Source organism: Cereibacter sediminicola (assembly GCF_007668225.1).
Lineage (GTDB): Bacteria > Pseudomonadota > Alphaproteobacteria > Rhodobacterales > Rhodobacteraceae > Cereibacter_A > Cereibacter_A azotoformans.
This window is the reverse complement of record NZ_VDEK01000031.1, coordinates 20396-43922: the sequence shown is the minus strand read 5'-3', so window position 1 is coordinate 43922 and position 23527 is coordinate 20396. Positions and strand designations below refer to the sequence as shown.

At 72.7% G+C, this 23527-nt stretch carries 19 protein-coding genes and 1 pseudogene; all 20 read right to left on the bottom strand.

What is annotated here, in order from left to right; translation table 11 throughout:
- Window positions 1-917, bottom strand: a pseudogene (locus tag FG154_RS16620) (hypothetical protein); the annotation flags it as partial.
- 41 nt (window positions 918-958) lie between these two features.
- Complete coding sequence (locus FG154_RS16615) at window positions 959-2077, bottom strand: hypothetical protein (protein WP_145110319.1); 1119 nt, start codon at window positions 2075-2077, stop codon at window positions 959-961.
- 4 nt (window positions 2078-2081) lie between these two features.
- The gene (locus tag FG154_RS21745) at window positions 2082-4685 is read right to left on the bottom strand and encodes a collagen-like triple helix repeat-containing protein (protein WP_145110316.1); all 2604 of its coding nucleotides are present in this window, start codon (window positions 4683-4685) and stop codon (window positions 2082-2084) included.
- Window positions 4679-6745, bottom strand: a complete 2067-nt coding sequence (locus tag FG154_RS16605; protein ID WP_246100359.1) for a phage tail protein — start codon at window positions 6743-6745, stop codon at window positions 4679-4681. Before FG154_RS16605 ends, FG154_RS21745 begins: the two co-directional genes overlap by 7 nt.
- Window positions 6738-9128, bottom strand: coding sequence for a putative baseplate assembly protein (locus FG154_RS16600; RefSeq protein WP_145110309.1), 2391 nt, complete (start codon window positions 9126-9128; stop codon window positions 6738-6740). The genes FG154_RS16605 and FG154_RS16600 overlap by 8 nt, the downstream gene beginning before the upstream one ends.
- A gap of 4 nt (window positions 9129-9132) precedes the next feature.
- Complete coding sequence (locus FG154_RS16595) at window positions 9133-9531, bottom strand: GPW/gp25 family protein (protein ID WP_011911207.1); 399 nt, start codon at window positions 9529-9531, stop codon at window positions 9133-9135.
- Between the two features lie 103 nt (window positions 9532-9634).
- Complete coding sequence (locus FG154_RS16590) at window positions 9635-10030, bottom strand: PAAR-like domain-containing protein (protein ID WP_011911206.1); 396 nt, start codon at window positions 10028-10030, stop codon at window positions 9635-9637.
- A gap of 1 nt (window position 10031) precedes the next feature.
- Entirely contained in the window at window positions 10032-10970 is a 939-nt protein-coding gene (locus FG154_RS16585; protein ID WP_145110306.1) for a hypothetical protein, read from the bottom strand.
- A gap of 106 nt (window positions 10971-11076) precedes the next feature.
- Entirely contained in the window at window positions 11077-11550 is a 474-nt protein-coding gene (locus tag FG154_RS16580) for a phage baseplate assembly protein V (protein WP_011911204.1), read from the bottom strand.
- Complete coding sequence (locus tag FG154_RS16575) at window positions 11543-12724, bottom strand: phage late control D family protein (RefSeq protein ID WP_145110303.1); 1182 nt, start codon at window positions 12722-12724, stop codon at window positions 11543-11545. Before FG154_RS16575 ends, FG154_RS16580 begins: the two co-directional genes overlap by 8 nt.
- Window positions 12721-13413, bottom strand: a complete 693-nt coding sequence (locus FG154_RS16570) for a CIS tube protein (RefSeq protein WP_145110300.1) — start codon at window positions 13411-13413, stop codon at window positions 12721-12723. Before FG154_RS16570 ends, FG154_RS16575 begins: the two co-directional genes overlap by 4 nt.
- A 3-nt stretch (window positions 13414-13416) precedes the next feature.
- The gene (locus FG154_RS16565) at window positions 13417-13596 is read right to left on the bottom strand and encodes a hypothetical protein (protein WP_044249875.1); all 180 of its coding nucleotides are present in this window, start codon (window positions 13594-13596) and stop codon (window positions 13417-13419) included.
- 9 nt (window positions 13597-13605) lie between these two features.
- Window positions 13606-14124, bottom strand: coding sequence for a phage tail protein (locus tag FG154_RS16560; RefSeq protein WP_011911201.1), 519 nt, complete (start codon window positions 14122-14124; stop codon window positions 13606-13608).
- A gap of 64 nt (window positions 14125-14188) precedes the next feature.
- Entirely contained in the window at window positions 14189-16393 is a 2205-nt protein-coding gene (locus FG154_RS16555) for a phage tail sheath C-terminal domain-containing protein (protein WP_145110298.1), read from the bottom strand.
- A 68-nt stretch (window positions 16394-16461) separates the two neighbouring features.
- A complete protein-coding gene (locus FG154_RS16550) occupies window positions 16462-16887 on the bottom strand; it encodes a phage tail protein (protein WP_011911199.1) in 426 nt (141 codons plus the stop codon).
- A 35-nt stretch (window positions 16888-16922) separates the two neighbouring features.
- Window positions 16923-19388: a phage tail sheath family protein gene (locus tag FG154_RS16545; protein WP_145110295.1), complete on the bottom strand. Its 2466-nt coding sequence runs from the start codon at window positions 19386-19388 to the stop codon at window positions 16923-16925.
- 14 nt (window positions 19389-19402) lie between these two features.
- The gene (locus tag FG154_RS16540) at window positions 19403-20068 is read right to left on the bottom strand and encodes a hypothetical protein (protein WP_145110292.1); all 666 of its coding nucleotides are present in this window, start codon (window positions 20066-20068) and stop codon (window positions 19403-19405) included.
- A complete protein-coding gene (locus FG154_RS16535; protein WP_145110289.1) occupies window positions 20065-20670 on the bottom strand; it encodes a Pvc16 family protein in 606 nt (201 codons plus the stop codon). The genes FG154_RS16540 and FG154_RS16535 overlap by 4 nt, the downstream gene beginning before the upstream one ends.
- Window positions 20671-20819: 149 nt before the next feature.
- Window positions 20820-21578 (bottom strand): acyltransferase, encoded by a 759-nt coding sequence (locus tag FG154_RS21740; protein WP_282097402.1) that lies wholly within the window; start codon window positions 21576-21578, stop codon window positions 20820-20822.
- A 200-nt stretch (window positions 21579-21778) separates the two neighbouring features.
- Window positions 21779-23497, bottom strand: coding sequence for a cation:proton antiporter (locus FG154_RS16525; protein ID WP_108222115.1), 1719 nt, complete (start codon window positions 23495-23497; stop codon window positions 21779-21781).
- Window positions 23498-23527 lie beyond the last annotated feature (30 nt).

The window sequence follows — 23527 nt, the reverse complement described above, 5'->3', positions numbered from 1 at the left end:
AGCAGGCGCCGCGTCGTCGGCCCGGCCGCCGCGCAGGCCACGGCCGCCGCCAGTGCCGCCGCCTCGGCGTCCGGGCCGGTGGGCGCCTCGGCCCGCGCCTCGCCCGCGGGGCGCGCGGCGCGCTCCTGCAAGGTCAGCACCGCCGCCACCGCCAGAAGCAGCGCCTGCGGGGCTGGTTCGCGCCCGCCCCGAGCCAGCAGGCGCAGGGTCACGCGCAGCGCCTCGGCCGCGATCAGGGCGGCGGAGCGGCGGGCGGGCGGCGGCAGGCCCGCCTCCTGCAAGAGCCGCAGGGCAGCCTCCAGCGGCGGGGCTTCGGCCGCCGCCTGCAGCAGAAGCGCGCGCGCAAGGGCGGCCTGCGCCTCCACCGGCCAGCGCGCCACGGGATCGGCGGGATCGCCGCGCGCGGCCGGGGCCACCGCCAACCGGGCCAGCACCTCGGGACGGGCGAGGATCAGCTCGGCCGCGGCGCGTTCGGCCGGAAGATGCTCCAGCGCCGCGAAATCGGGAAAGGCCCAGCCCTCGCCCCGCCCGAGGCCCGCGCGGAAGAGAATGTAGGCCGCCATGTGGCTGGCATGGTCCGGCCAGTGCCGCACCTCGCGCGCGCCGCCCGCCAGCGCCGCCTTCAGCGCACCCACGATCCGCTCGGCCAGCAGTCGGGCAAAGGCCGCCTCATCGAGCCCGTCGCCGAGATCGAGCCGGACGCGCAGGCGCCGCAGCCGCACCACGCCCTCCTGCGCCGAGATCACGGGCGCCGCCGCGCGCGCGAGCGCCGCCGGAAGATCCTCGCGCACGGCCCGATCGAGCCGCGCGCCCGTGGCCACGGCCACCGCCGGACCGGCGACGGCGGTGCAGCGGGTCGCGACGCGCCCGAGGACGAGGCGGTCCGCCCCCGTCATGGCCAGCCCCTTCGCCGCCATGCGCCGGGCCTGCGAGGGATGATGCGGCGCGGGCGCATGGCTCAGAACCCCGGACCGCGGGCGAAGACGGCCAGATCGGCCAACTCGGCCTTCATCTCGGTGATCTGCGTGACGGACCGGCCGAGCGTGGCGGCCAGCTGTGCCTCGTCGGCCTCGAGGAAGGCCGCGGGCGTGGCGATGCCTTCCGCCGCGAGCTTGTCGCGGATCGAGACATCGGTCACGAGGTCCGGGATGCGCAGCCGTTCGGGCGGCAGCACCTCGGCCAGACGGAAGCCGTTGGCCACCAGCACGCCGCGGAAGTCGTCGAACGGGCGGTCGAACACCGGCGGCCTGCGGTCGGGCGGCTCGACCACCACCTCGCCCGGCTCGGCGGGCGGCTCGGCGGGGCGCGGCCCTGTCAGCGGGCAGATGCAGGCCTGCAACCAGTCCTGAACCACCGACAGCGGCAGCACGGCGCGGCGGTCCTGCGGCTGGAAGCGGGAGCCCTCGGCCCCGGCGAGGATGCGCCCCAGCACCAGCAGGTTGTCCTCGGGCGGCGGTTCGGCCGGCATCGGCAGCATCTCGGGCGGAGCCGCGCAGAAGAAGGGCGCCAGCGCGTCGCAGGCCGCCGACGGCACCGCGAACGAGGGCGGAAGCGCGCACAGCAGCTCGATCGAGACCACGTCGCAGGCCCGGCTGGGCCGCAGCCGGTTCGCCGGATGGCCGCAGCCGTCCGCCACGCCGGGCCGCAGGCTGCCCTCCTCCTCGGCCGGGCGGGCCACCAGCCACGCGGTCACCGTCTCCAGATCGGCCGCGCCCGCCCGCCTGCGACGCTCGTCGGGATCGACCACCTCGCAGGACAGGGGCCCCGGCCCGCAGCAGCCCCAGACCCGGCCGGTGATGTCGGGCACCGTCAGCGCCTCGGTCAGGTAGATCTCGTCGCCCGTCCGGGTGATGCCATAGCCGGCGGACAGGGTCAGGCTGTCGTCCCGGCCGATCACCGGGATGAGGCCCGCCACCACGCCCCAGCCGTGCAGAAGCCGCCGCATCCGCGCCAGTTCCCGGTCGTGCGACCGGCGGTCCAGCGTCAGATCCTCGGCCCGTATCACCTGCCGGTCGAAGTAGAGCGGCGTCACGACCCCGTTCTTCGCCTCGGCCAGCGCCTGCGCCTTGCGCTCCACGGTGCTACCTCTCCTCCCTGACATGGAACCAGCTTCGGAACGTGCCTCCCCCGCCCGCGGCGCCGGTGGGCAGGCGCCCGCCGATGAAGGCGCCCGAGACGGCGATGCCGTCGGGGTCCGTCACGAAATCGGCGTGAAAGACGACGCGGAAGGGCAGCCGCTCATCAAGGCGCAGGTCGAAGTGCGTGTTGTCATCGGCCCGCAGGCAGAAGCCCTCGGCCTCCTCGGCCTCGTCGAGCACATCCCAGCCCTCGAGCAGGTCGCCCGCGATCTGCAGGTTCTCGATCGGATGGGCGATCATGCGCGGCCGCGCCCAGTGGATGAGGCCGTGATCGTCCTCCACCGGGATCTCGAGTTCCGCCACAACCGAGGGCCCGGCCTTCGTCTGGCCCGTGAAGGCGGGCCACAGCACCTTGCCCTTGAAGGCGATGGCGAGCCCCGGCCCCTTCACCTGCTCGCTCAGGCCGCCCAGCCCGCCGGGGAAGGGCTCGGCGTGCCTCCAGCTCAGCGCGACGATGGGAATGCCGGGCAGAAGCCCCGCCCCGTCCGCGCCGTCCCGGCCATCCTGGCCGCGGGGCCCCCGCTCGCCCCGGTCGCCCGTGTCGCCTTTGGGGCCGGCCTCTCCCCTTTCGCCCGGTTCGCCCCGGGGGCCCTTGCTGCCGGGCGCGCCGGGATCGCCGCGGGGCCCCGGCGGGCCTTCGGCGACACCCTGTTCCAGGATGCAGTCGATCACCTGCCGCAGCGTCGCCGCCGAGGGCACGAGCGGCCGGTGGGTCAGGTTGTCGAGGAACAGCTCGCCCTCACGCGCCTCGGCCCGGTCGTGGATCACCGGCAGGTCCGCGTCCGGCCCCGGCCAGCGGTAGCCCGCGACATGCCCCAGCACGACCCGGTGGGCGCCCTCGCCACAAAAGCGGCAGCCCTCCAGCGCCTGAAGGAAATGCGCCCCGCAATCCTCCTCGGCGATGTCGATCACGGCCACCACCCCGCGCTCGGGCAGGGTCTCGGGCTGGTCGGCGGCCGCGGCGTAGATGCGCGTGCCGTTCGCGTTCATCGCAAGGTTGAGGCCGATCCCCTCGATGCGGAACGCGTCGGGCGACAGGCCCAGCGTCGGCGGATCGCCCGCATCCTGCGACTTCACCGGATCGAGCGGAACGGTGGTGAGACGCGTCACGCCCTCGGCATCGGCCAAGAGCAGGTAGGCCCGCATCTCGGTCGGCGCGAGGGCCATGTCGAGGGCCCGGCCCGCCATCCGCACGCCGCGCCCGCTTTTCTGCACACTCGCCCCGGCGTCGATCAGCCGGTACCGCTCGAGCAGGAAGGTCTCCTCCTCCTCCTGCGAGGCGGTGTAGAGAAAGCCGTCGTCAAAGCTCCAGTTCAGCAGGACCAGCCGGGCGCCCGGCGCGGGGGCGTAGCCGCTGGCTTGCGCCGCCTCGGGCGTCAGCGCGCCCTGACGGAAAAGCGCGGTGTCGATCAGGTAAAGCTGACCGGCCGCACCGCCCTCGGGCGTGGCGATGGCGAGGAAGCGCCCGTCGCGCGTGATCTCGATCATCGAGGCGCCGCGGGCGGCCGCATCCTCCGGCCCGCCGAACCCATGCCCGAAGGCGAGGCTCGGCTGCCCGTCCAGAGGCCCCGTCTCGCCGGTCTCGAGATAGGCCTCGATCACCTCGCGGCTGTAGGAGACGAGGCGGCTGTCCGCGCCGTTCACGTCCAGCACATAGAGCGTCCCCGAGGTGGGCGACACCGCCAGCCGCGCCGCCGCCCCCGCGGTCGGGATCACGCGCACGGGCTCGACCGGCGTTCCCAGCGCCCCGGCCCGCCAGATCCCCACGCCGTTCGCGGCCCCGCCGTCAAAGCCGCCACCGGCGACGAACAAAAGCCGCGCCTCGCGCGCCGAGGCGGTGTCCGAGATGCTGGCCGAGCCGCCGATCAGCGCCTCGAGGTCGTGGGTGTTGCCGTCATGGGCCAGAAGCCGCGCCCCGAGCGCGTCCTGAACGCCCAGCTGCACCAGCGACTCGCCCTCGTTCACATGCACGGCCCGAGGCACCGCCCCGGCGAAGGAAAAGCTGTGAACCCAATCGAGCCGGGGCGCCTCGACCGGCTCGTGCCGGGCCAGATCCTCGGGGCGCCCGGCATAAAGGACGAAACGGTAGCCCTCGGCCACATGGGCGAAGGCGCCCTCGCCCTCGCAGCCGGGCAGGATGACCGGGGCCTTCTCCTCGCCGCAGTCCTGCCGCTCGATGGCGATGAAGAGATGCGCGCTGCCGTCGAGCTGCTCCTGCAGGGCAAGGTCCGCCCGCAGCAGATCCGCGATCCGCACCAGCCCCCGCTTCGGCACCACGATCTCCTGCCCGCAGCAGTCCAGCGCCAGCCCCGGCTCGACCACGACAAAGTCGCGCCGGCAGGTCTCGGACGGGTGCTGGACCAGCTTCAGCCCGCAGACCGTTCCGGCCCCGTGCAGCAGCGCGTTGTGCATCTGGCGATGGCCGCGGTGGTAGTCCTGCTCGGTGATGAAGTCGCGGGCGAAGAGCGGCTTGCCGTCGTAGTAGTTGGTGCGGATCGGTTGATGCAGGCCGCAGGGCAGGCAGGATTTCTTGCTGGCATCTAGCATGGGAGGGCTCCTTCGCCGGGGTCGGCGCTCAAGAGATGCGGAAGGTGCAGCGCGTCCGCGGGCCGCCGCGGCGCGGTGGTGAGGCTGGCCCCCAGCCGGCCGGCCCCCAGCGGCAACCCGGTCGGGCCAAGGATCATGTCCACCCCCAACGTGGACCGGCTGCCGATCGCAACTCCCGGCTCGAACAGCCGCAGCGCGAAACGCGCATGGGCGGGAACCGAGGCCGCCACGAGGCGCTCGATCGTCGCCAGATCCTCGGGCGTGGCCGCAAGATGGGCGGGCAGGACGATGGTGAAGCGGTGCGCGGGCGCGGCCGGATCAAGGGGCGCGCCGCCGATCGTCGGCCCGTCCGGCTGGCCGAGATGCTGGGCCACCGGCGGCAGGCGGAAATGCTCGATCACCTGCGGCAGGGGCTCGGCCAGCCCCGTGTGCCATTGCAGGATGCGCTTGAGGCCCGCGATCGTGCCGCGCTGGCGGAAATGCCCGATCGCCTGCGCGATCATCGCGCGCCGGGTCGCCTCGGGCCAGGAGGCCAGGAACTCCAGGTCGAACCAGGCGCCGAGCCAGGACAGGAAGCCCTCCGGCACCACCCGCGGGTCGAGGATCTCCTCCATGCTGCGATGACGGGCGGCGATCTCGGCGAAGACCGTGTCGAAATAGCCCAGGAACCGATCGAGGAACCGCGCGCTTTCGGGGTCTTCGTGGAAGGGCGCGGGCAGGTGGCGCAACGAGCTGCGCCGCGGCCCGTGGATGTCGATGACCCGGACAAGGGGCGAGGCGCGGCCGTCGCCCGACAGCTCGACCCTCAGCCACAGGAAGCGTCCGGGGCCGCTCTGGACCAGCCCCTCGGGCAGGGCGCCGCGCCCGAGGACCAGCGGGCGTGACCAGCGGTCCTCGGGCACCAGCGCCAGCCGATCGAAGGGGATCGCCGCATCCGCCGTCAGCGTCGCGAAGACGAGCCGCGTGTTCACCGGCAGATCGAGGTCGAAGGTGATGCGGTCCCAGGCAAAGCCGGTGCGCCCGCTGTCGAGCGCCAGCGTCGTGAAGCCGCCCGCGCGCGGCACCTCGATCCGCCGCGGCAGGGCGATCAGCGGCCGCCGGCTCGGCCCGTGCCGCCCCGTGGCGTCGGGCGCAAGGCCCCGGAACAGGATCGGCGCGTGCCCCGGCCACCCCGGATCGGCCCAGGCCAGACCCTCGGCCGTCCGCCGAAGCGGCGGCAGCGCCAGATCGAGCGCATCCTCGGCGACCGTCACGCCCCGTCCCCGCGCGTCGTACGAGACCATGCGGCCGCCGTCGATGGCGTGGATGACGGCGGGCGGCGGCGGGATCGCGGCGCAGCCGTCGCCCGCGCATCCGCCGCCTGAAGGCGCGCGCGCGGCCGCCAGCGCGGTGGGCTTGCGCAGCGGGATGCGCGGAAAGGTCGGATCCTCCCGCAGCGCGCCGTCATGGCGGCGCAGGTGTCCCGGATCCGTCAGCGCCACATAGAGCCGGCCGGCCGCGTCATAGGCGATGGCCTCGGGGCGGCCCCCCTCCAGCACGGCCGCATGGCGCAGCGCCGCAAGCGGCAGGGCCAGCACCAGAAGCCGCCGCGCGCCGCGGTCGAGGATCGCAAGGTCGCCCGACGGGGCAAGCGCCACGTCCACCGGCTCGACCAGCGCGAACGGATCACGCGGCGGGCCCTCCTCGGCCGGATCGCAGGGCGACGGCGCGGGCAGCGGCCGCGCGGGCCAGAGCGGCTCGAAGGGCCCGACCTCGGCCGGGTCGGCCCCGGCCTGCGCCGTCAGGATCACGCGGCGCACCGGATCGGCCAGATACATCCGCCCGTCGCTCGAGATCGCGAGGCCCTTCGGCAGCGTCCGCCCCCCGAAGGTGCCGAAAGGCTCGGCCAGCGGGATCGCGCTGCGTCCGGCGATGGCCAGCGCCAGCGGGCGGTCGGCGTGGGGAATGCCCGGCCGGCTCTCGGGCGGGCCGAGAGGCCAGCCCAGCCGCGCCGACAGCCGCAGGAACGGCGGCGCGGTGTCCTGGACGCGCGGCGACGCCGGGGGGCCAACATCAGTCATGGGCGGCCACCAGATCCACCGCATCGCGGCCGAGGGACGGCAGATGGCCCTCGGGGACGGGCACGACGTCGCCCGAAGGCGCGGGCTGCCCCTCAAGCGCGATCGCCAGATGCGAGGCGCGCCGCACGCCGGCCACCCCCAGCATCCGCGCATAGAGATCCCCCAGCGCAATGTCGGCCCCGAAGGTCCAGCCGGTGCCCGCCTCGCCCCCCGTAAAGGGGCTGAAGAACCCGACCAGCGCCGCCGCCACCGCCTCGGTCACCTGCGCCAGATCACGGTCGCGCGCGACCGTCAGCCGCGCCGACAGGCGCGCGACGCGCACATAGTCCGGGCCGGAGATGTGCAGCTCGGTCGTGATCAGCCGGCGCGGCTCCAGCCAGCGGCAGATGGCGCGCTTCTGGTCCTCGCTCGGCTGCGGCATCGCCTGCGCCAGCCGCGGCACGACAACCAGCGTCACCGCCCCGTCCTTCTCGACCAGACCCGCCGCGCCGACCGCCCGGCGCGGCAGGGCGTGGGCGCTGTGCAGCGCGACGCCGGGAGTGCGCATGGCCAGATCGGCAAAATCGGCCGCGCTCACCGCGCGGTCGCGCATCCGCAGATCATGGGGCGCGCGCAGCTTCACCTCGTCCAGCGGCTCGGCGTCCGATCCGTCGTGGGCCGCGCGCAGGTTCGTCACGCCCTTCACGTCGCGCAGCCCACCCTTGAGCTTCGTGACCAGCCCGGCGCCCGCATTGCCCGCGCGGCCCCCGCCCACCCGGTAGCGCACCGCCGTCACGGCCGCCCCCGCCACGGGGATGCGCCCGCGCCGCCCGTCGCCCAGCCGGATCGTCCCCGTCGCGGGATCGAGCAGATAGTGCGGCGACTCAGGCCCCGAGAGGTGGAAATCCTCCACCCGCTGCCACCCCGGCGCCTGCCCCTGCTCGGCGATCTCGAGGTCGAGGTCCGGCGCCCCGCTCGCCGGGTCGATCAGCACCGGCCCCTTCGGCAGGCGGAACTCCTGCGCGGGGCGGCCGTTCGAGCGGCCCAGCCGGTCGTCGAGCCGCGTCGCCGCCTGCGTCGCGGGCACCGTGTTCAGGTGAAAGCCGCGCAAGGCCACCGGGGGCGCGGCCTCGCCCGGCGGGCGCAGGAGCGCCCTCAGCCAGTAGAGCGGCAGGTAGCCCCGGTCGTTGCGCGGAAGGGCCGCGCGATAGCCTTCGTTCACCTTGATCCAGTCGGCCAGCGTCAGCCGCGAGGGATCGAGCGCGAAGCCACCCGGCCCGGCCTCCTCGATCAGGTCGGCCACCGCGCCCGGATCTTCGCCGCAGGCCGCCACCTCGTCCAGCTCGGCCTCGGTCGCGCCCATCTTCGTCCAGTGGTCGGCCAGCCCCTCGAGGATCTCGAGCGGCCCCTCGCGCAGCTGCTCGACCAGATCGCCCCGGTCGCGCGGCGGGCGGACGGCGCCGAAGCTGCTCCAGAACCCGGCCGAGAGCTTCATCGGATCGAGCGGCGTGACGGCGGCGGGCATCTCGAACACCAGATGCCCCGAGCCCGACAGCGCCGCGGTGCCATCCTCGGTCAGGGCCAGCCGGGTCCAGCCCGCGCTGGCCTCCGGGTCCGAGAACGGGTCCGGTTCGTCGCCCGTCCCGGTGAAGACGTGCCAGACCAGATGATCGAGAGGCACCCCGGCCGCGCCGGGCGGCGGGCAGGCGGTGCCGATCGGCCCCTCGACAATCCCCGCGCCGTCGCCCGCACCGGGATCGCCCACCCCCACCGCATCGACAAAAAGATCGAGCGGCCCCGCGGGAAAACGGTCCTCGGAATAGTCGTCGGACTTGTCCTCGCGCCCCGGCCGCAGCCGCAGCCCGAGATGGAGCGCGACCGGACCCTCCTGCCGCCCGAACGGATCGAAGCTGTAGGCCCAGCTCGTCACGCCCTTCTCGAACCGGGTCACCAGATCGCGGCTGTGCCCGCCCGAGGGCGCGGGCCGGGCCACCACCAGCGCCCCCACCGCGGCATCGAGCGCCGCCAGCGTGCGGTCGGTCTCGAACACCAGATCCGAGGGCACCTCGAGGTCTTCCACCCCCACCCGCGTCAGCCGCGGGATCGACACGCCCACCCGCACCGGGTCCTTGAGGGTAAAGGTCAGCTCGGTGCGGGCCGGCCGCGCGGGCTCGGGGCGGATGCCCAGCAGGTCGAGGAACCGGAGGTAGTTCAGCTCGGGCACCCGGTTCAGTTCGTAGAGGATCGTCTCGGTCATCCAGGCGTGCAGCTGCACCAGCGCCATGCCCGGATCGCTGTCGTTGAAGTTCGTCCATTCCGGCGTGTAGCGCGGCAGGCGCGCCCGCGCCTCGTCGAGCAGATCCTTGAAGGTGCGGCTGTCCAGCGGGGGCGAGGGAAGCGGCATCGGCTTACTCCATGCCTTCCAGAAGATAGAACGGATAGACGATGTTCTGCGCCGCGTTGTTGGCGCGCAGCCGGTAATCGACCGACAGCAGCAGCGTGTTGGCGGTGTCGGGCGGCGAGGCGGCCGAGACGGCGAGGACGTCGATCCGCGGCTCCCATCGGATCAGCGCCTGCCGCACCTCGTCCATGATCGCGGCGCGGGTCGCGGGATTGTTGGGCGCGAAGACATGGTCGTGGATGCCGCAGCCGAAGGTGGGGCGCATGATGCGCGACCGCCGCGGCGTGGAGAGGATGATCCAGATCGCCTCGCGGATCGACTCGGGGCCCGCCGACCAGTCGAGCCCGCCCTGCGCGGTGACGCGGATGGGAAACCGCCAGCCCTGTCCCAGAAAGGCATCGCTCATGGCCCGGCCTCCTTCGGCGGGGCCCCCGGCGCGCCGGGCGGGGCTGCGCTCCGGCGCCGCGGGGGGCCAAGGCTCGATCCGTTGCGGGGCACGGCGCGCATCGTCAGTCCCCCACCAGCACCGAGGGCAGGCCGGCCAGCACCACCCCCTGCGCGTTGTCGTTGTTCTGCGCCGTCCGGTCGAGCTGGCGGACGATGCCCTTGCCGTTGGCCTTCACGCTGCGCGAACAGCTCGTGAAGGTGCAGGCCTGGTTGAACGTCCCCGAGGTGGTGCCGCCGCCCGTCCCCGCCTCGCCCCCCGACGAGGTGGGGATGCGGCTGTCTTCCAGGATCACGGGCTTGCCGCCGGCCATGACATCGGCCGAGGCGCCCTGGGCATCGGCCAGCTGGGCGATGTTCGGATAGGGGATCGGCACGAGCGCGCCGCTCGGCGTCGGCGTGTTGAGGATGTCGGGGAAGGCCATGCAGGTGCCCTCGGTGCGCGCGACGGGTTTGCCCATGTCACTCCTCCTCCCGGATCTGGACGCTGCGATAGCGGTCCGGGGGCTCGGTCCCGGCGGCCCAGCGAAGCCGCCACAGGATCTCGGCGCGGTGGGCCGCGGGATCGACGATCAGCGTGTCCGCCCGCATCACCCCCAGCGGCACCTTGCGCCAGCGCGGCGGCCGGTCGGGGCCGTGGCCGCACCAGACCCGCAGCCGCACCCTCGGCACGAGGTCGGGCAGGCGCAGCGCGTAGGGCGTGCCGGTGGTGGCATTGTCCTGAAAGATCTCGACCCGCCCGCCCGCGGGAAGCGCCGCGCCGGTGCCACTGTCGTCGAACATCCCGCCGCCGCGACGGTGGAACGGGGCAAAGGCCGCGAGGTCCCCCGCCAGCGCGCGCCGCGCGTCGCTGCCGCGGGGCTCGAAGCCGAAGAGGTTCCGCGCGCTGTCGCCATCCGCGTCCGCGGGCGGGGTGGCGCGGCCGAGCCAGAGCGTCTCGTCCACCGTCACCGCGCCCCGCCGCGAGGCGCCGATGAACCCCAGCACCACGATGTCGGCCCGCGCCTTCTCCAGCGCCGTATCCGCCTCGCGGGCGACGCGGAACTCGAGCCGCTTGTCGGGGTCGGTGGCGATGTCCTCGGTCTCGAACGTCTGGCCCGCGACATCCAGCACCTGCACGGCCGGAGGGGTCTCGCCCGGCCGCGGATCCAGCCGCAGCGCCCCGGCCGGCACCTCGGCCTGATCGACGGGCGGCGCCAGATCGGTGGCGGTGAACAGCAGGGTGCCCTGATCCGCCATCAGGATCGCGCGCCGCGCGGGATCGGCCGAGGGCACCATCCGCCGCGCCCCGGCCCCGTCGGGCACGAGGTCGTAGGCCGCCTTCATCACCACCGCCAGTCCCGGCGCCCCCGCCAGCACCGCGGCCGAGAAGATCGCGGGATCAGGGGTTTCAACGATCATGGCGCGCCTCCCCACCGGGCGGGCGGGCCCGCGGACCCGTTGGCCGGGTGGGGCCCTGCCGGGGGGCGGGTGCCGCGGGCCTTGGCGCGGGGGACGGGCTGTCGCATCAGTTCAACTCCACCGTGGCGCCCTTGATGGCGGTCTTGCCCGAGGCCTCGAGCGTCAGGTCGCCCTTGCTGCGGATGGTGATCCCGTCCGAGGTCATCAGGATCTCGTTCTCGTGCCGGTCGCGGATGGTGATGCCGCTGCGGTCGCCGTCGATCAGCACGACCATGTTCCGGTCGCGCGAGACGAGGCTGCGCTCGGTCAGCTCCTGCGTGGCCGCCCCGCCCTCGCCCGCCGTCAGGAAGCCCAGGATGACCGGGCTTTTCGAGGCAAAGGCCAGCACGGCCAGATCGTCCACCTCGGGGGCGAAGAGCGCCCCCACCTCGGGCCCGGCCATCGGCGAGGCGACCTGGACCCAGTCGGTCACGATCCCCTCGGGCCGGTCGAGCCGCTGCACACGCGCGCAGAGCCCGCGCTCCGAGATTTCCACCTCTACGACCCGTCCCAGCACCAGCGCGGTCGGCAGATCAGCCATCGAGCACCTCCTTTCGGCACTGGAAGCTGGTGGTGTAGCCCGCGCCGCCGATGGCGTGCGTCGTCTGCGTCAGGCGGTAGATCCCGTCAAAGCGCGCGCCCATGCCCGACATGGCGACGGTCTTTCCGGCGCGCAGCGCGGGCAGGCCGATGGCGCTGCCCGCGCCGGTGATCATCTCGGCCGCCAGCTCCTGCAGCCGCGCCAGCGCCGCGCGCTCGGCGTCGGCCACGGTCTGCACGCCGGCGGGCTTGATGACCTCGCGGATGCCGCGCACCGCCGTCTCGAGATCGGCCACGCGCGCGGGCCCCAGCGCCTCGGGCGAGAGGCCGATGTCGGCCCAGGTCCGCACCACCTCGATGTTCTGCGCCGATCCCGAGGCGTGGGGATCGCCGCCCCGGCAGACCACGGCCGAGACCTGATTGGCCGCCGACAGGGCCGGGGTAAAGGAGATCAGCGTGCGCCCCCAGACGAACTCGGCCACCGGCCCGTCGTTCGACTGGCTGGGCCGCGCGAGATACAGCACCGGCTCCTCGCCCGGCGCGTCCGGCGGCACGACCGTCATGACCAGACCGTAGCCCTTGGCGCGCCTGGCGATCTCGTCATAGAGCGTGCCCTCGACCTCGACGTTCGTCTCCGCCTCGCCCTCGGCCTCGAGCGTGGCCCAGCGGACGCTCACGCCGTTCCCGGCGCAGATCGCATCCACCACATCCCTGGGCGTGCCGTTCTCGTTCTGCTCCACCCGGATCTTCTGAAGCCCGCGCAGGAAGGCGTTCAGCGCCCGCACCCGGCAGGTCGGCGTTCCCGAGGCGGGAAAGACCGGGGCGAGCGAGACCACCTCGCCCTCCATGATCAGGGGCAGCGCCCCGTCCTCGAGATAGCCGAGATAGAGCGCGACCCGCGCGCCCGGCTCGAAGTTCGGCACCTCGGGCCCGCCGTCGTGCAGGGTGAAGGGCTGGCCGTTGGCGTCCCACGGGCTTGAATAGCGCGGACGCAGCGCCACCGGATCCCAGTCGTGCAGCACGAACTCGAAGCTGGGGATGTTGGCCAGATCGTCGGTGAAGGACACCTCCAGAACGTCCGAGATCACCTCGGGGCCGGCGCTGCGCCCGTCAAGCTCGATGCGGAAGGCCGGGGTCAGGAAGGCCCGGCCCGAAAGGAAGGTCTCCGCCGTCATGGCGTCACCAGCGGCGGCAGTTCCAGCAGCGCGCCCGGCACCAGATCGCGCACGTCCGACAGGTTGTTGTGCCGGGCGATCACCCGCCAGAGCGCCGCGTCGGAATAGGCGTCGAAGGCGATCAGCGGCAGGGTCTCGCCCTCGGCCACCACATGCAGCCGGGTGTGGTCGGCGGACTGGTAGTTGATCGCGGCCACCTGCTCGGCCACCGTCGCGTAATGCTTCAGCGCCAGCGTCACCGTCGCGCGCAGCGGCTTGCCGTCCGGGCTGAACAGGGTGAAGCGGCGGGCGACCGACAGGACCACGGCCTTGAAGCTCTCGCCCGCCGTCTCGGTCGCGCCCATCGAGCTGCCCGGAAAGTCGTCGCCCCACGACAGCTTGACCAGCGGCGGCGCGTGCAGGTCGCCCTGGATCTGCACCAGCTTGTGAAAGGCCTCGACCTTGCGGGTCACGGCGGTGGCCGCGGGCCCCGTCCCGTCCTGCGTGGAATCGAAGAACAGCTCCAGGTTCAGCGTCTCGGCGTCGCCCCGCACGAACTGCAGGATCGGCTGTTCCAGCCCCGGTATCGCCACCTCGGCGAATTGCGCGGCCTTGGAAAAGGACAGCTCGGCCGGCGCATAATCCAGCAGCATCGGCTCGCCGATGGCATTGCCCTGAAGGTCGATCTTCTGGAACATCAGTTGCCGCATGGCTCAGCGCCCCGGCGGCGGGGTGGGGCTGCGGTCGCGCTCGCGCCGGCCCTTCTCGAGATCGTCGCGCGCCAGCTCCTCCTTCACCAGCCGCACGATGCGCGCGATGAAGCGCGGATCGTCCAGCAGTTTCGGGTCGGTCGCCGTCACCTGAGTCTCGACACTGCCGATGTGAACATCCATGGCCGCCTCCTAGATGCCGATGGCCCCGGCGAGCGCGCCGAGCGCCTTGCCGGGGCTGAGGGTGAGGGTCAGTTTCTCGTGCGCGATCTCGAGCTTTTCGACCGCCGTGGCCGAGCTTGCGGCGTTGAGCGCCGGCCCCGACCATTTGACGGGGATGCCGTTCTCGAAGGTCCAGGCCTTGATCGGCACGCGCCGTTCGTTGGCGAGAAAGATCAGCCCGTTGCGCCGCTTGCCCTCGCCCTTGAGGAACCCCTCGTGCCAGAGGTAGAGATCCTCGGAGAAGCCCACGCCCCGCGACAGGGTGATGTTGGGATAGGCCGCGCGGCCGGGAAAGCGGAACACCCGGTCGTTGATGCCCCCGGCCGCGTACTCCTGGATCTGGATCTCGCTCTCGAGGCCCGAGGCCTCGGAAAAGCCGCCCAGCACGAAGGCCTGCCCCACCGCCGCCGCCGTCTTCAGCGGATTGTCCGCATCCTCGATCAGCGCGATGTAGAAGTTGAAGCTGGGCAGGGGATCAAGCCGGATCATCGCGGGCGCTCCTTCGGGGCCGGGGATCGGGAGGGGACGGCCGCAGGGCCGAGGCAGGGGCGGCTCATCGCGTGGCCTCCGTGACCTTCAGCGCGTCCAGCGCGTTGCCGAGGCGGAAGAGGATGAACTCCAGCGGCGCCGTCGGCGCGACGGCCACATCGACCACAAGCTGCCCGGTGGCCCGGCCCTCCTCGGGGTTGTTCTCGATGTCGCATTTCACCCCGTAGGCTTCGGCCGGGGCCGAGCCGGCCAGAACCCCCTCGCGCCACAGCCGGTCGAGCAGCGCCACCGCCGACTGCGCCACCGCGTGCCGCGTCATCAGGTCGTTGGGCTCGAACACCATCCAGTGCAGCCCGCGCTCGAGCGTCTTCTCGATCGCATCCACCACCCGGCGCGCGGTCAGGTAGCGCCATTCGGGATCGGCCGAGAGGGTGCGGGTCCCGTAAAGCCGGATGCCCCGGCCCGCAAAGCTGCGGATCGCGTTGATGCCTTCGGGATTGATCAGCCCGTGCGCCGCCTCGTCGATCTCAAGGGTCGGCGCCTCGACATGGCGCAGCGGCAGGTTCGCCCCGGTGCGGTGGATGCCGACCGAGAGTTCCGCGCGCGCAAAGGCGCCGCAGACATGCCCCGAGGGCGGGCACACCGGCAGCCCGCCCGGCCCCGGCCCCGCCCCGTCCGGCGGCAGACGCAGCCAGGGCGCGACAAAGGCCATCCGGTTCGACTCGCCCAGCCGCGCGCGCCAGGCCCGCAGATCGTCGAGCGTGGCGTCCGGGCGCGGCGGATCGACCACCGCCACCTTGTAGGGCCCCACGAGAGCGGGATCGGTCATCGCCGCGACCACGCGCAGCACCTCGTCGGCGACCAGCGCGCGGGGCAGCGTCAGCGGCGCCATCGACAGCGTGACCGGCGCGGCCGGCACATGGCCCTCGGCCTGCACCACCACTTCGGCCGGGATGTAGCCGTCCTTCGACAGCCGCAGCGTGGCCAGACCCACCGGGATGCCGGTGGCGAGAAAGATCCCCTCCGCATCCGTCCGCGTCCGGCCGCCCGGCCCCAGCACATCCACCTCGACCCCCGCCAGCGGCGGCGCAGCGCCGTCCGCGCGCTCTTCCACCACCCGCGCCAGGATCATCCCCGGCGCGCGGGGGCTCAGGTCGCAGCAATCGGCCGGCTCGGGCGGCAGGGGCTCGGCCGGATCGGGCATCAACGGCTGCAGCACCAGATCGGGGGCCGCGATCAGCGCCGCCTCGTCCAGCCGGGCCACCTGTGCCAGCCCCGCAAGCCAGTCGCCGGCCGAGACCGCATCCAGCCCGTCGCTGCCGCCCGTCAGGCGAAAGCTGCCCTCGGCGGGCCAGTGGGCCGGAACGGCCCAGTCGTCCCCACCCACCTCCTCGGGCAGCAGCGCGACCGAGCGCGCGGCCGACCCCATCACCGCCGCGATGCTTGCGGAATGGCGCGGATCGGGCGCCAGCGCGCGGAACGCCTGCTCCAGCTGGCCCGCGGCCCGGATCTCGATGTCGAATTCGACCGATGTCACCTGAACCGGCTGGTCCGGGGCGAACTCCACCGGCCGGCCGTGCGCGTCGCGCAGCCCGGTCAGGCGCTGCGGCAGCAGAAGGCGCTGGCGCGCCGGGTCCGTGCCCGCGACCGAGACCGTCACCTCGCGGCTGGCGCCCTGCCGCGTCTGGCCCAGCACCACCACCGAATGCGCCTCGAGCCCCGCAAGCGACCGCAGCCAGAGCGCGCGCGGATCGTCGAGCGCGGCCGGGATGCTCTCGGTCCGGGCGCGGGCGGTGCGCACGATCCGCACGTCGCAGGCGTTGCCCCAGGCGCCGGGCGCGGGGCTGCGCGGGCCCGTGGTGCGGAACACCTCTTCCACCAGCTGCACCCAGGTCGCCTCGTCGGGGCGCGCCTCGCGCCGCCTCTCGCGCGGGTCCACCAGGCTCCAGCCAAAGCTGGCCCGCGCCACCCAGCCGCCCACCCGTGCCGAGGCCGTGCCCGCCGACGGCGGCACCAGGCGGATCACATAGGCGGTGCGGCCGCCGTTCTCGAAAAAGCCCTTGAGGCTGGCCTGCAGGTGCCCCCCTTCAAGCGGCGGCCCGAAGATCTCCTGCGCCAGCGTCAGGCTGCCCAGCCGCACCGGCCGCCCCGCCGGGCCGCGCCGGGCATAGCCCAGAAACACTGCCACGTCGCCCCGGCTGAGCCGCCCCGAGGCGCGCAGCGGGGCTACGGGCTCGAACCAGAGGCCGGGGGCGGTCAGGCCGCGCACGGGTCCGCTCCGCAGGAGGCGGGCGGGGCGCGGCGGTCCGGCCGGGGGGTGCGCGGCTCATCCATCGCTCACTCCGCCAGCTCGACCCGTTCGCACACAAGCTCCACCGTCTCGATCGCCGCCTCGTTGGCCGAGGATTTCATCGCCGGCCATTCCAGCTTCTTCACGAAGGCCTCGTAGATGTTCCAGCGCACGGCCGGCTGGCGCGCCTCGTCCAGCAGCGTGATCGAGCAGTTCTTGCGCTGCGTCGCGCCGTCGAGGGTCGTCTTGCGCCATTCCCACAGGTCGCGGTTGACGGTCTGGCCGCGCTTGAGGGTGATGTTGCCGTATTTCACCAGGCCGGGCAGCTTGCGCATCGTCGCCAGCTCGTTGCCCTCGCGGTATTCGATGATGTCGCTTTCGGTGTTCATCCCGCCCACCTCGGTGAAGCCGGCCGAATCCAGCCCATCGATCTGGAGGATGAAGTTGAACTGCGAGAGGGGATCGTTGCGCATGGGGCCTTCTCCTTCAGGTCATGCCGGGGGGCCGCTCAGCCCTGGGCTTCGCGGGTCTTCTGGCTGATCTTGACGATGACGAACTCGGCGGGCTTCACCGGCGCGACCCCGATCTCGACGATCATCCGGCCGTTGTCGATGTCGTCCTGGGTCATGGTCACGTTGTAGCCGATGTTGACGAAGAAGGCCTCCTCGGCCTTCTGCCCCTCCAGCGCGCCCGACCGCCAGACGGTGGTGAGGAACCCCGTCACCGACTGTTTCACCGTATCCCAGAGCGGCTTGTCGTTCGGCTCGAACACGGCCCATTGCAGCCCGGTGTCGAGCGACTGCTCGATCATCAGAAGCAGTCGGCGGACGTTGACATACTTGAACTCGGGGTCCGAGGTGGCGACCCGCGCGCCGTAAAGGCGCAGGCCCCGGTTTTCCGAACGGAAGTCGCGGAAGCAGTTCAGGTTGATCGGGTTGAGGATGTCCTGCGCGCCCTTGTCGAGCTTCACGTCAAAGGCCAGCGCGCCCCGCACCACCTCGTTGGCCGGCGCCTTGTGGACCCCGCGCGCCGTGTCGGTGCGCGCATAGATCCCCAGCACATGCCCCGAGGGCGCGACGATCCGCCGGTCCCCCGGCGCCCCGAAACTGTCGGCGCGCTCCAGCGAGGGGTAATAGACCGCGCAGCGCGTGCTGTCGAAGTTCTGCCGATGCTCGCGCGCGCCCTGAAGCGAGGCGCCGATCGGCGTGTCGAGCACGGCAAAGCGGTAGCGCATGTGCTCGCAGTGATCGACCAGCGCCTTCTGCACCGTCACCGAGGTCTGCCCCGGCACGGCGACGATCGAGACCGCCGGCTCGTTCTCCATCGCGAAGATGCCGCGGCGTCGCGCCGGATCCTCGGCGGCCTGCCCGACATAGGTCGCTTCGGTGACGCCCGCGACATCGTCGGTTCCGCCCGCCATCCGGCGCGAAACCCCCATGACCAGCGGCAGGCCGCGGGTTTCGGCGTCCGACAGATCCTCGATGCGGATGAGGTTGGACCCGCCCGAGACCGAGGGCGTACCCGTGAGCGCGTCCCAGCTTCCCACCAGCTTCAGCACATGGCGCGGATGGGTCGGCGCCATCGCCAGCCGCTCGAAGGTCTCGCTTTCGACGGCCTTGCCCTTCTCGATCCGCTCGACGACGAGGGTGAACTCCTGGCTCGTCACCAGAAGCCCCGCCGCCAGCGCCTGCCCGTGCGCCTCGGTAAAGGTCACGCGGCCCGACGCGGTATCGACGGCGCCCACCTCGCGGGAAAGCAGCGCCGTTTCAGGCGCGCCCGGGTCCGCCAGCGTGACGAACGACCCCGGAAAGAGGCCGAAGGCGCTGCCGAGCGTCACCGCCGCCTCGCCCGCGCCGGCCGGCGCCCGCGTCACGGTCGAGACGATGTTCGCCGGCAGCAGGGTCGCGCGCAGTTCGTTGCCCCAGAGGCCGGGGTAGCGCGCATGAAGCCGCAACACCGGCCGCGCCGCCACCAGACGCACGCCCGCCGGATGGCTGTTGGCCAGCGGCTCGGCCAGCGTCACCGCCTGCGCGATCCCGCGGACCATCGCATGTTCCTCGCCCTCGCCGCCCGCGATCCTCACCACGACGCCCGCCGAAAAGCCCGTGACATCCATCGCCAGCAGCGCGCCCGATCCGCCGGCCGCCACATCCGCCGACAGCGCGGAGTGGGTGGCCGCATCCTCCAGCACGAAGACCGCCTCGCCCCGCGCGCGGGCCCGCGCAGCCGGGCGCGCCAGCGTGATCCTCGGCCCGTCCTCGTCGAGCGCCCCCACCTCGACCAGCTCCGCCGTCGCCCCCTCGCCGAGCCGGATCGTGTCGCCCGCCTCGATCCCGTCGGTCGAGGTCAGCGTGATCTCGCCCGCCCCGGCGGCCATGTCTTCATCCAGCGTGCCGTCCGCCGCCGTCGCCGTCTGAAGGGTCACGCTGTCGCCGCTCGCAAAGGGCTGGCGCAGCCCGCTTGCCAGCAGAAGCTGCGGCACGAACTCGGCGTCCGACAGGCTCACCACCTCGCTGGCCTCTCCGTCCAGGATCAGCAGGCGCGCCTCGGGCGCCACCGCGCCGGGATCGGCCAGCACCAGCCGCGTGACCTCGGCCCCGCCCGCCACCACCGCCGCCTCGGCCAGCACCGGCGCGCCCTCGACCGCCGTATCGCGCGCCTCGAGATCCAGCACCGCCTCGCGCGCATCCTCCCCCACGATCCGCACCACAAAGAGCCGCGCGCCGCCGTTGACGAAAAAGCCCTCGGCCGCATAGGGCAGCGCGTCGCGCCCCGCGCCGAAGACCAGCGGATCCAGCAGCCCCCCGAACACGCGCGAGAAGGCCCCGAGGCTCGTCACCAGCGTGGGCGTGTTGACCGGCCCGCGCGCGGTCATGCCGATCATCCCCGCCGTCGAGGTGCCGGCCGCCTCGATCGGCTTGAGGCCCGAGGGGATCTCCTCGACATAGACGCCGGGTGCGAGATATGCGGGCATGTCGGTCTCCTGTGTCAGGCGCTCGGGATCGAGAAGGTTGCGGAAAGGACGCGCCGGCCCCAGTCGGGGCGCAGGACATGCGTCGTGGTGGCGGCGGTGTCGTCGAAATCCAGCGTCACGCTTTCGGCCAGCGGCAGCGCGGCGATGCGGAACCGGCCCTCGGCATCCGTCACGGCGGCGTCGGCGCCGTTTGCCCGGACGGCCACGCCGGCGGCGGGCTCGGCCGGGTCGTGGTCGCGCAGCACCAACCCTTCGAGGAGCAGCGGCGGCGGATCGACCGTCACGGAAAAGGCAAAGGGCGCCCCCGCCACCCGCTCGGCCGTCAGCGCCTGCCCCGCCACAAGGAGCGGCACCTCGACCAGCGCCAGATCGGCGCCGGTGACGTTCAGGCTCCGCTCGACCGGGGCGAGGCCGCGGGCCCTCAGGGTCAGCGTCAGCGTCACCGCCCCCGGCGCCGCAAGGTCGGGCATGTCGCGCGCCGGATCGAGATGCAGCGCGAACCAGCCGCCCGGCCGGAGGGTGAGGCCGGTTCGGAACACCGCGCCGCCGCCCGCATGGCTGCCGCGCAGCTGCGCCTCATGGACGGGCAGGCCGCGTTCGGTGAACCTCTCCCACGCGCGCCCGGTGACCAGCGCCTGCCGCAGGCCCACGCGCCGCGAGGGGAAGGCGAGCCCGGTCATGGCACCACCTTGCCCAGCCCGCCGGCCAGTTCCTCGACGCGGCGCAGCCGTTCGGGCGGCACGGCGCTGTCCACCGCCACCACCTCGACCAAGAGGCCCAGCGACACCCGGTAGGGCGCGGAAAAGGCGTTCCACATCTGCGCAAGCTGCTCGAGGCTCAGCAGGTCCGGCTTGACCCGCAGCTCGGGGCTGGCCCCGCCGAAGGCGTCCCCGATCGGCCGACCCGAGACATCGGCAAAGCTGGGGAAATCGTGAAAATGCTGCAGCACCCGGCCCAGGAGCAACTGGTTCACCGTCTCGTCGTCGCCGACCGGCGTGAAGAGGTAGCGCAGCTGCATCGGCAGCGGGGGCCTGCGGAACCGGTCGGGCAGCGCGCGGTCGGGCAGCGGCTGCCGGTTTCGGCAATGCTGGTTGATGTCGAGATGATAGAGATAGAGGCTCGCCACCGCCGCCGCGTCGAGATCCTCGCCCGGTGATTGCAGGGTGATCCGGTCCACGATGCCGGCCAGTCCGAAATCCGTGTCGGGTGTCGCCTGAAGCGCGGCAAAGATCTGGCGCCGAAGCTCCACCGTCACATGGCTGAGGATGCCGAAATCGGCCATTGCACGCGCCTTCGCAGCAAGGAACGGGCGTCGGCAGCGGCCCGCCGGCGCAGAATGAGATCCTGGGAAATCGAAGGAAGAAGTGCCGGAACTGTCAGATCCGATCCGGCGCTCGGGACGGCGGCAGGAACATGTGCCTCACAGTAATTTTATCCGAAATCCGCGTGATTCTCAACCTTGGAGGAAGCGCACTCGTCCGGCGCGGGTGCGCCCCCCGCTCCGGGCCCCTGCGCCGCCCGGCTCAGGGCGGTCGGTTCGAGACGACGCTCCTCGGCCGGGCGGAGCGAGCGGAGCACGCGCGCGGGATTGCCGGCCACCAGCGTGAAGGGCGCAACATCGCGCGTCACCACGCTGCCGGCGGCCACGATCGCGCCCTCGCCCACCGTCACGCCCTTCAGGATGGTCGCCCCCGCCCCGATCCAGCCGTGATCGCCGATGCGGACCGGCATGGAGCGGATGTTGCCCTGCTCGCGGAACAGGCCCCTCTGCATGTCCCGCCAGCTCGCCTCCCGCTCGCGGTGATCGACCTCGTGCGAATCCGTGTCCATGATCGAGACATTGTGCGAGATCAGGCAGAAGTTGCCGATCTCGACGCCCGACATGGACCAGACGCGCGAGTTCCGGCCCAGAAAGCAGGCCTCGCCGAAGCGGATCCGGCCGCCGGTCGGAAAGATGATCAGTTCGCCCAGGATGACGGACTCGCGCCCGATGCGGATGCGCGCGGGCTCGCCCCTCCAGTTGAGCACCACGGCCTCGGCGCCGAACACCACACCCTGGGCCTGGGCGTTCTCGTGGCAGCTCCGGGTGCGGCGGTCCTGCAGGTAGCGCTCGCATTCCGCAAGGAACCCGGCCCGCCCCAGGGCCGAGACCGCAGCCGAACGGGCCTTGCGGGCAAACCGGCGGATCATGCCGCCCCCCGATGTCCGAGCGCGGCGCACGGTGCGTCGTGAAGGTCAAGCTCGGTCAGGGCGACCATCGCACGTCTCCTGCTTCCCCGTCGGACACGACGTCCCCTGCCCTCTCCGCAGGTGCGGCCCGGTCACGATGAGGATCCCGCCGTTTCTGCGCGCGCACATTGACGCCAGTCACCGCCCGCAGGGCAGAAGGCTCAGGCCGCCGGCTGCCCCTCCGAGGCGATCTGGGGGATCTCGGTGCGTTCGGCCGCGGCCGCCCCGCCGAGGATCTCGACCGCGCGGTCGGCCGCGTCCTGGAACGGCTCGAGCACGATGTCGGCGCCCGCGCCGAACAGCGCCTCGGTCTCGCCCGCCCCGTGCGAGGCCACCGCAAGGCGCCCGCCAAAGCCCGCGGCGCGGGTCAGCTGGATCAGCGTCGTCCGCGTATCCTCGTGGCTGAGGCCGGTGGGGTGGCGCGGCACGGTCAGGACGATCCACTCCGCCCCCCGCAGCGGCAGTTCGGCCACAAACTCCGGGTCCGTCGCGTCGCCGAACTCGGCCTCGAGGCCCAGCTCGCGCCAGCGCCGCACGGCGAGCGGGTTGAAATCCACCCCCAGCACCCGCAGCCCGCGCTTCTTCAGCCGAAGCCCGATGGCCGTGCCGAACCGGCCCAGCCCGAACAGGATGACCGGAAACGACCGGCCGCCGTGCGCCCCCGCCTCGTGCGGCTCGCGCGGGGTGCCGCGCCGCTCGAACACGCCCAGCACCGGCTCGCACAGCGCATAAAGCCGGTGCGACCAGGTGATCATGTAGGTCGAGGCCGCGATGGTCACGAGGCCGACCAGCGTCACCAGCCCCAGCGCATCCTCGGTCACATGGCCGAGCGCCACGCCCATCGCCACGAAGATCAGCGAGAACTCGCTGATCTGCGCCACGGTCAGCCCGGCGAGGAAACCCGTGCGCTTGCGGTAGCCCATCGCCCCCATGATCGCCATGACGATCAGCGGATTGCCGATCAGCACGAAGAGCGAGAAGATCAGCGCCGCCTCGACCTGCGCGCCCAGCAGCGACAGATCAAGCGTCGCGCCAAGCGCGATGAAGAAGAAGAGCAGCAGGAAGTCGCGCAGGGGCGCAAGCCGCGCCGCGATGGTCTCGCGGTAGGGGGTCGAGGCCAGCGCGACGCCGGCCAGCAGGCCGCCCACCTCCTTGCCCAGCCCCACCGCATCGCCGATCGCGGCGAACATCGCCGCCAGCGACAGGGCAAAGATCACCAGCAACTCGGGCGCCCGCGCCAGCCGCTCGGTCAGCGCATCGGCGGCGTAGCGCACGAAGAGCGCCACCGCCGCCACCAGCGCCACGCCCGAGGCCAGCACGCTCAGCACCGCGCCCCCGCCATGCCCCTCGCCCGCCGGGGCGCCGATGCCGATGGCCGACAGCACGATCATCGCGAGCACGACCACCAGATCCTGCACGATGAGGAAGCCAAGCGCCACCTGCCCGTGCAGCGCGTCGATCTCGCGCTTGTCCGACAGGAGCTTCACGATGATGATGGTCGAGGAAAAGGTCAGCGCGATGGCGACATAGAGGCTCTCGATCGCCCCCAGCCCGAGGGCCAGCCCGATCAGCCAGCCAAAGCCCGCGGTAAAGGCCACCTGCCCGAGGCCCGTCGTCACCGACACCGCGCCCAGCGACCGGATCAGCTTCACGTCGAGCTTGATCCCCACGAGGAACAAGAGCACCGCGATGCCCAGCTCGGACAGCAGGTCGATCTGCGCGTCCGAATGCACCACGTCCAGCGCCGACGGCCCGGCGATCAGCCCCACGGCGATGAAGCTCACGATCAGCGGCTGGCGCAGCAGCGTGCCCACAAGCCCGAGGCCCGCCGCCATCACCAGCAGCAGCGCCACCTCGGCAAAGGAGGTCATCCCTGTCATCGGCCGTCTCCCTGCCCGTTTCACCCCTCC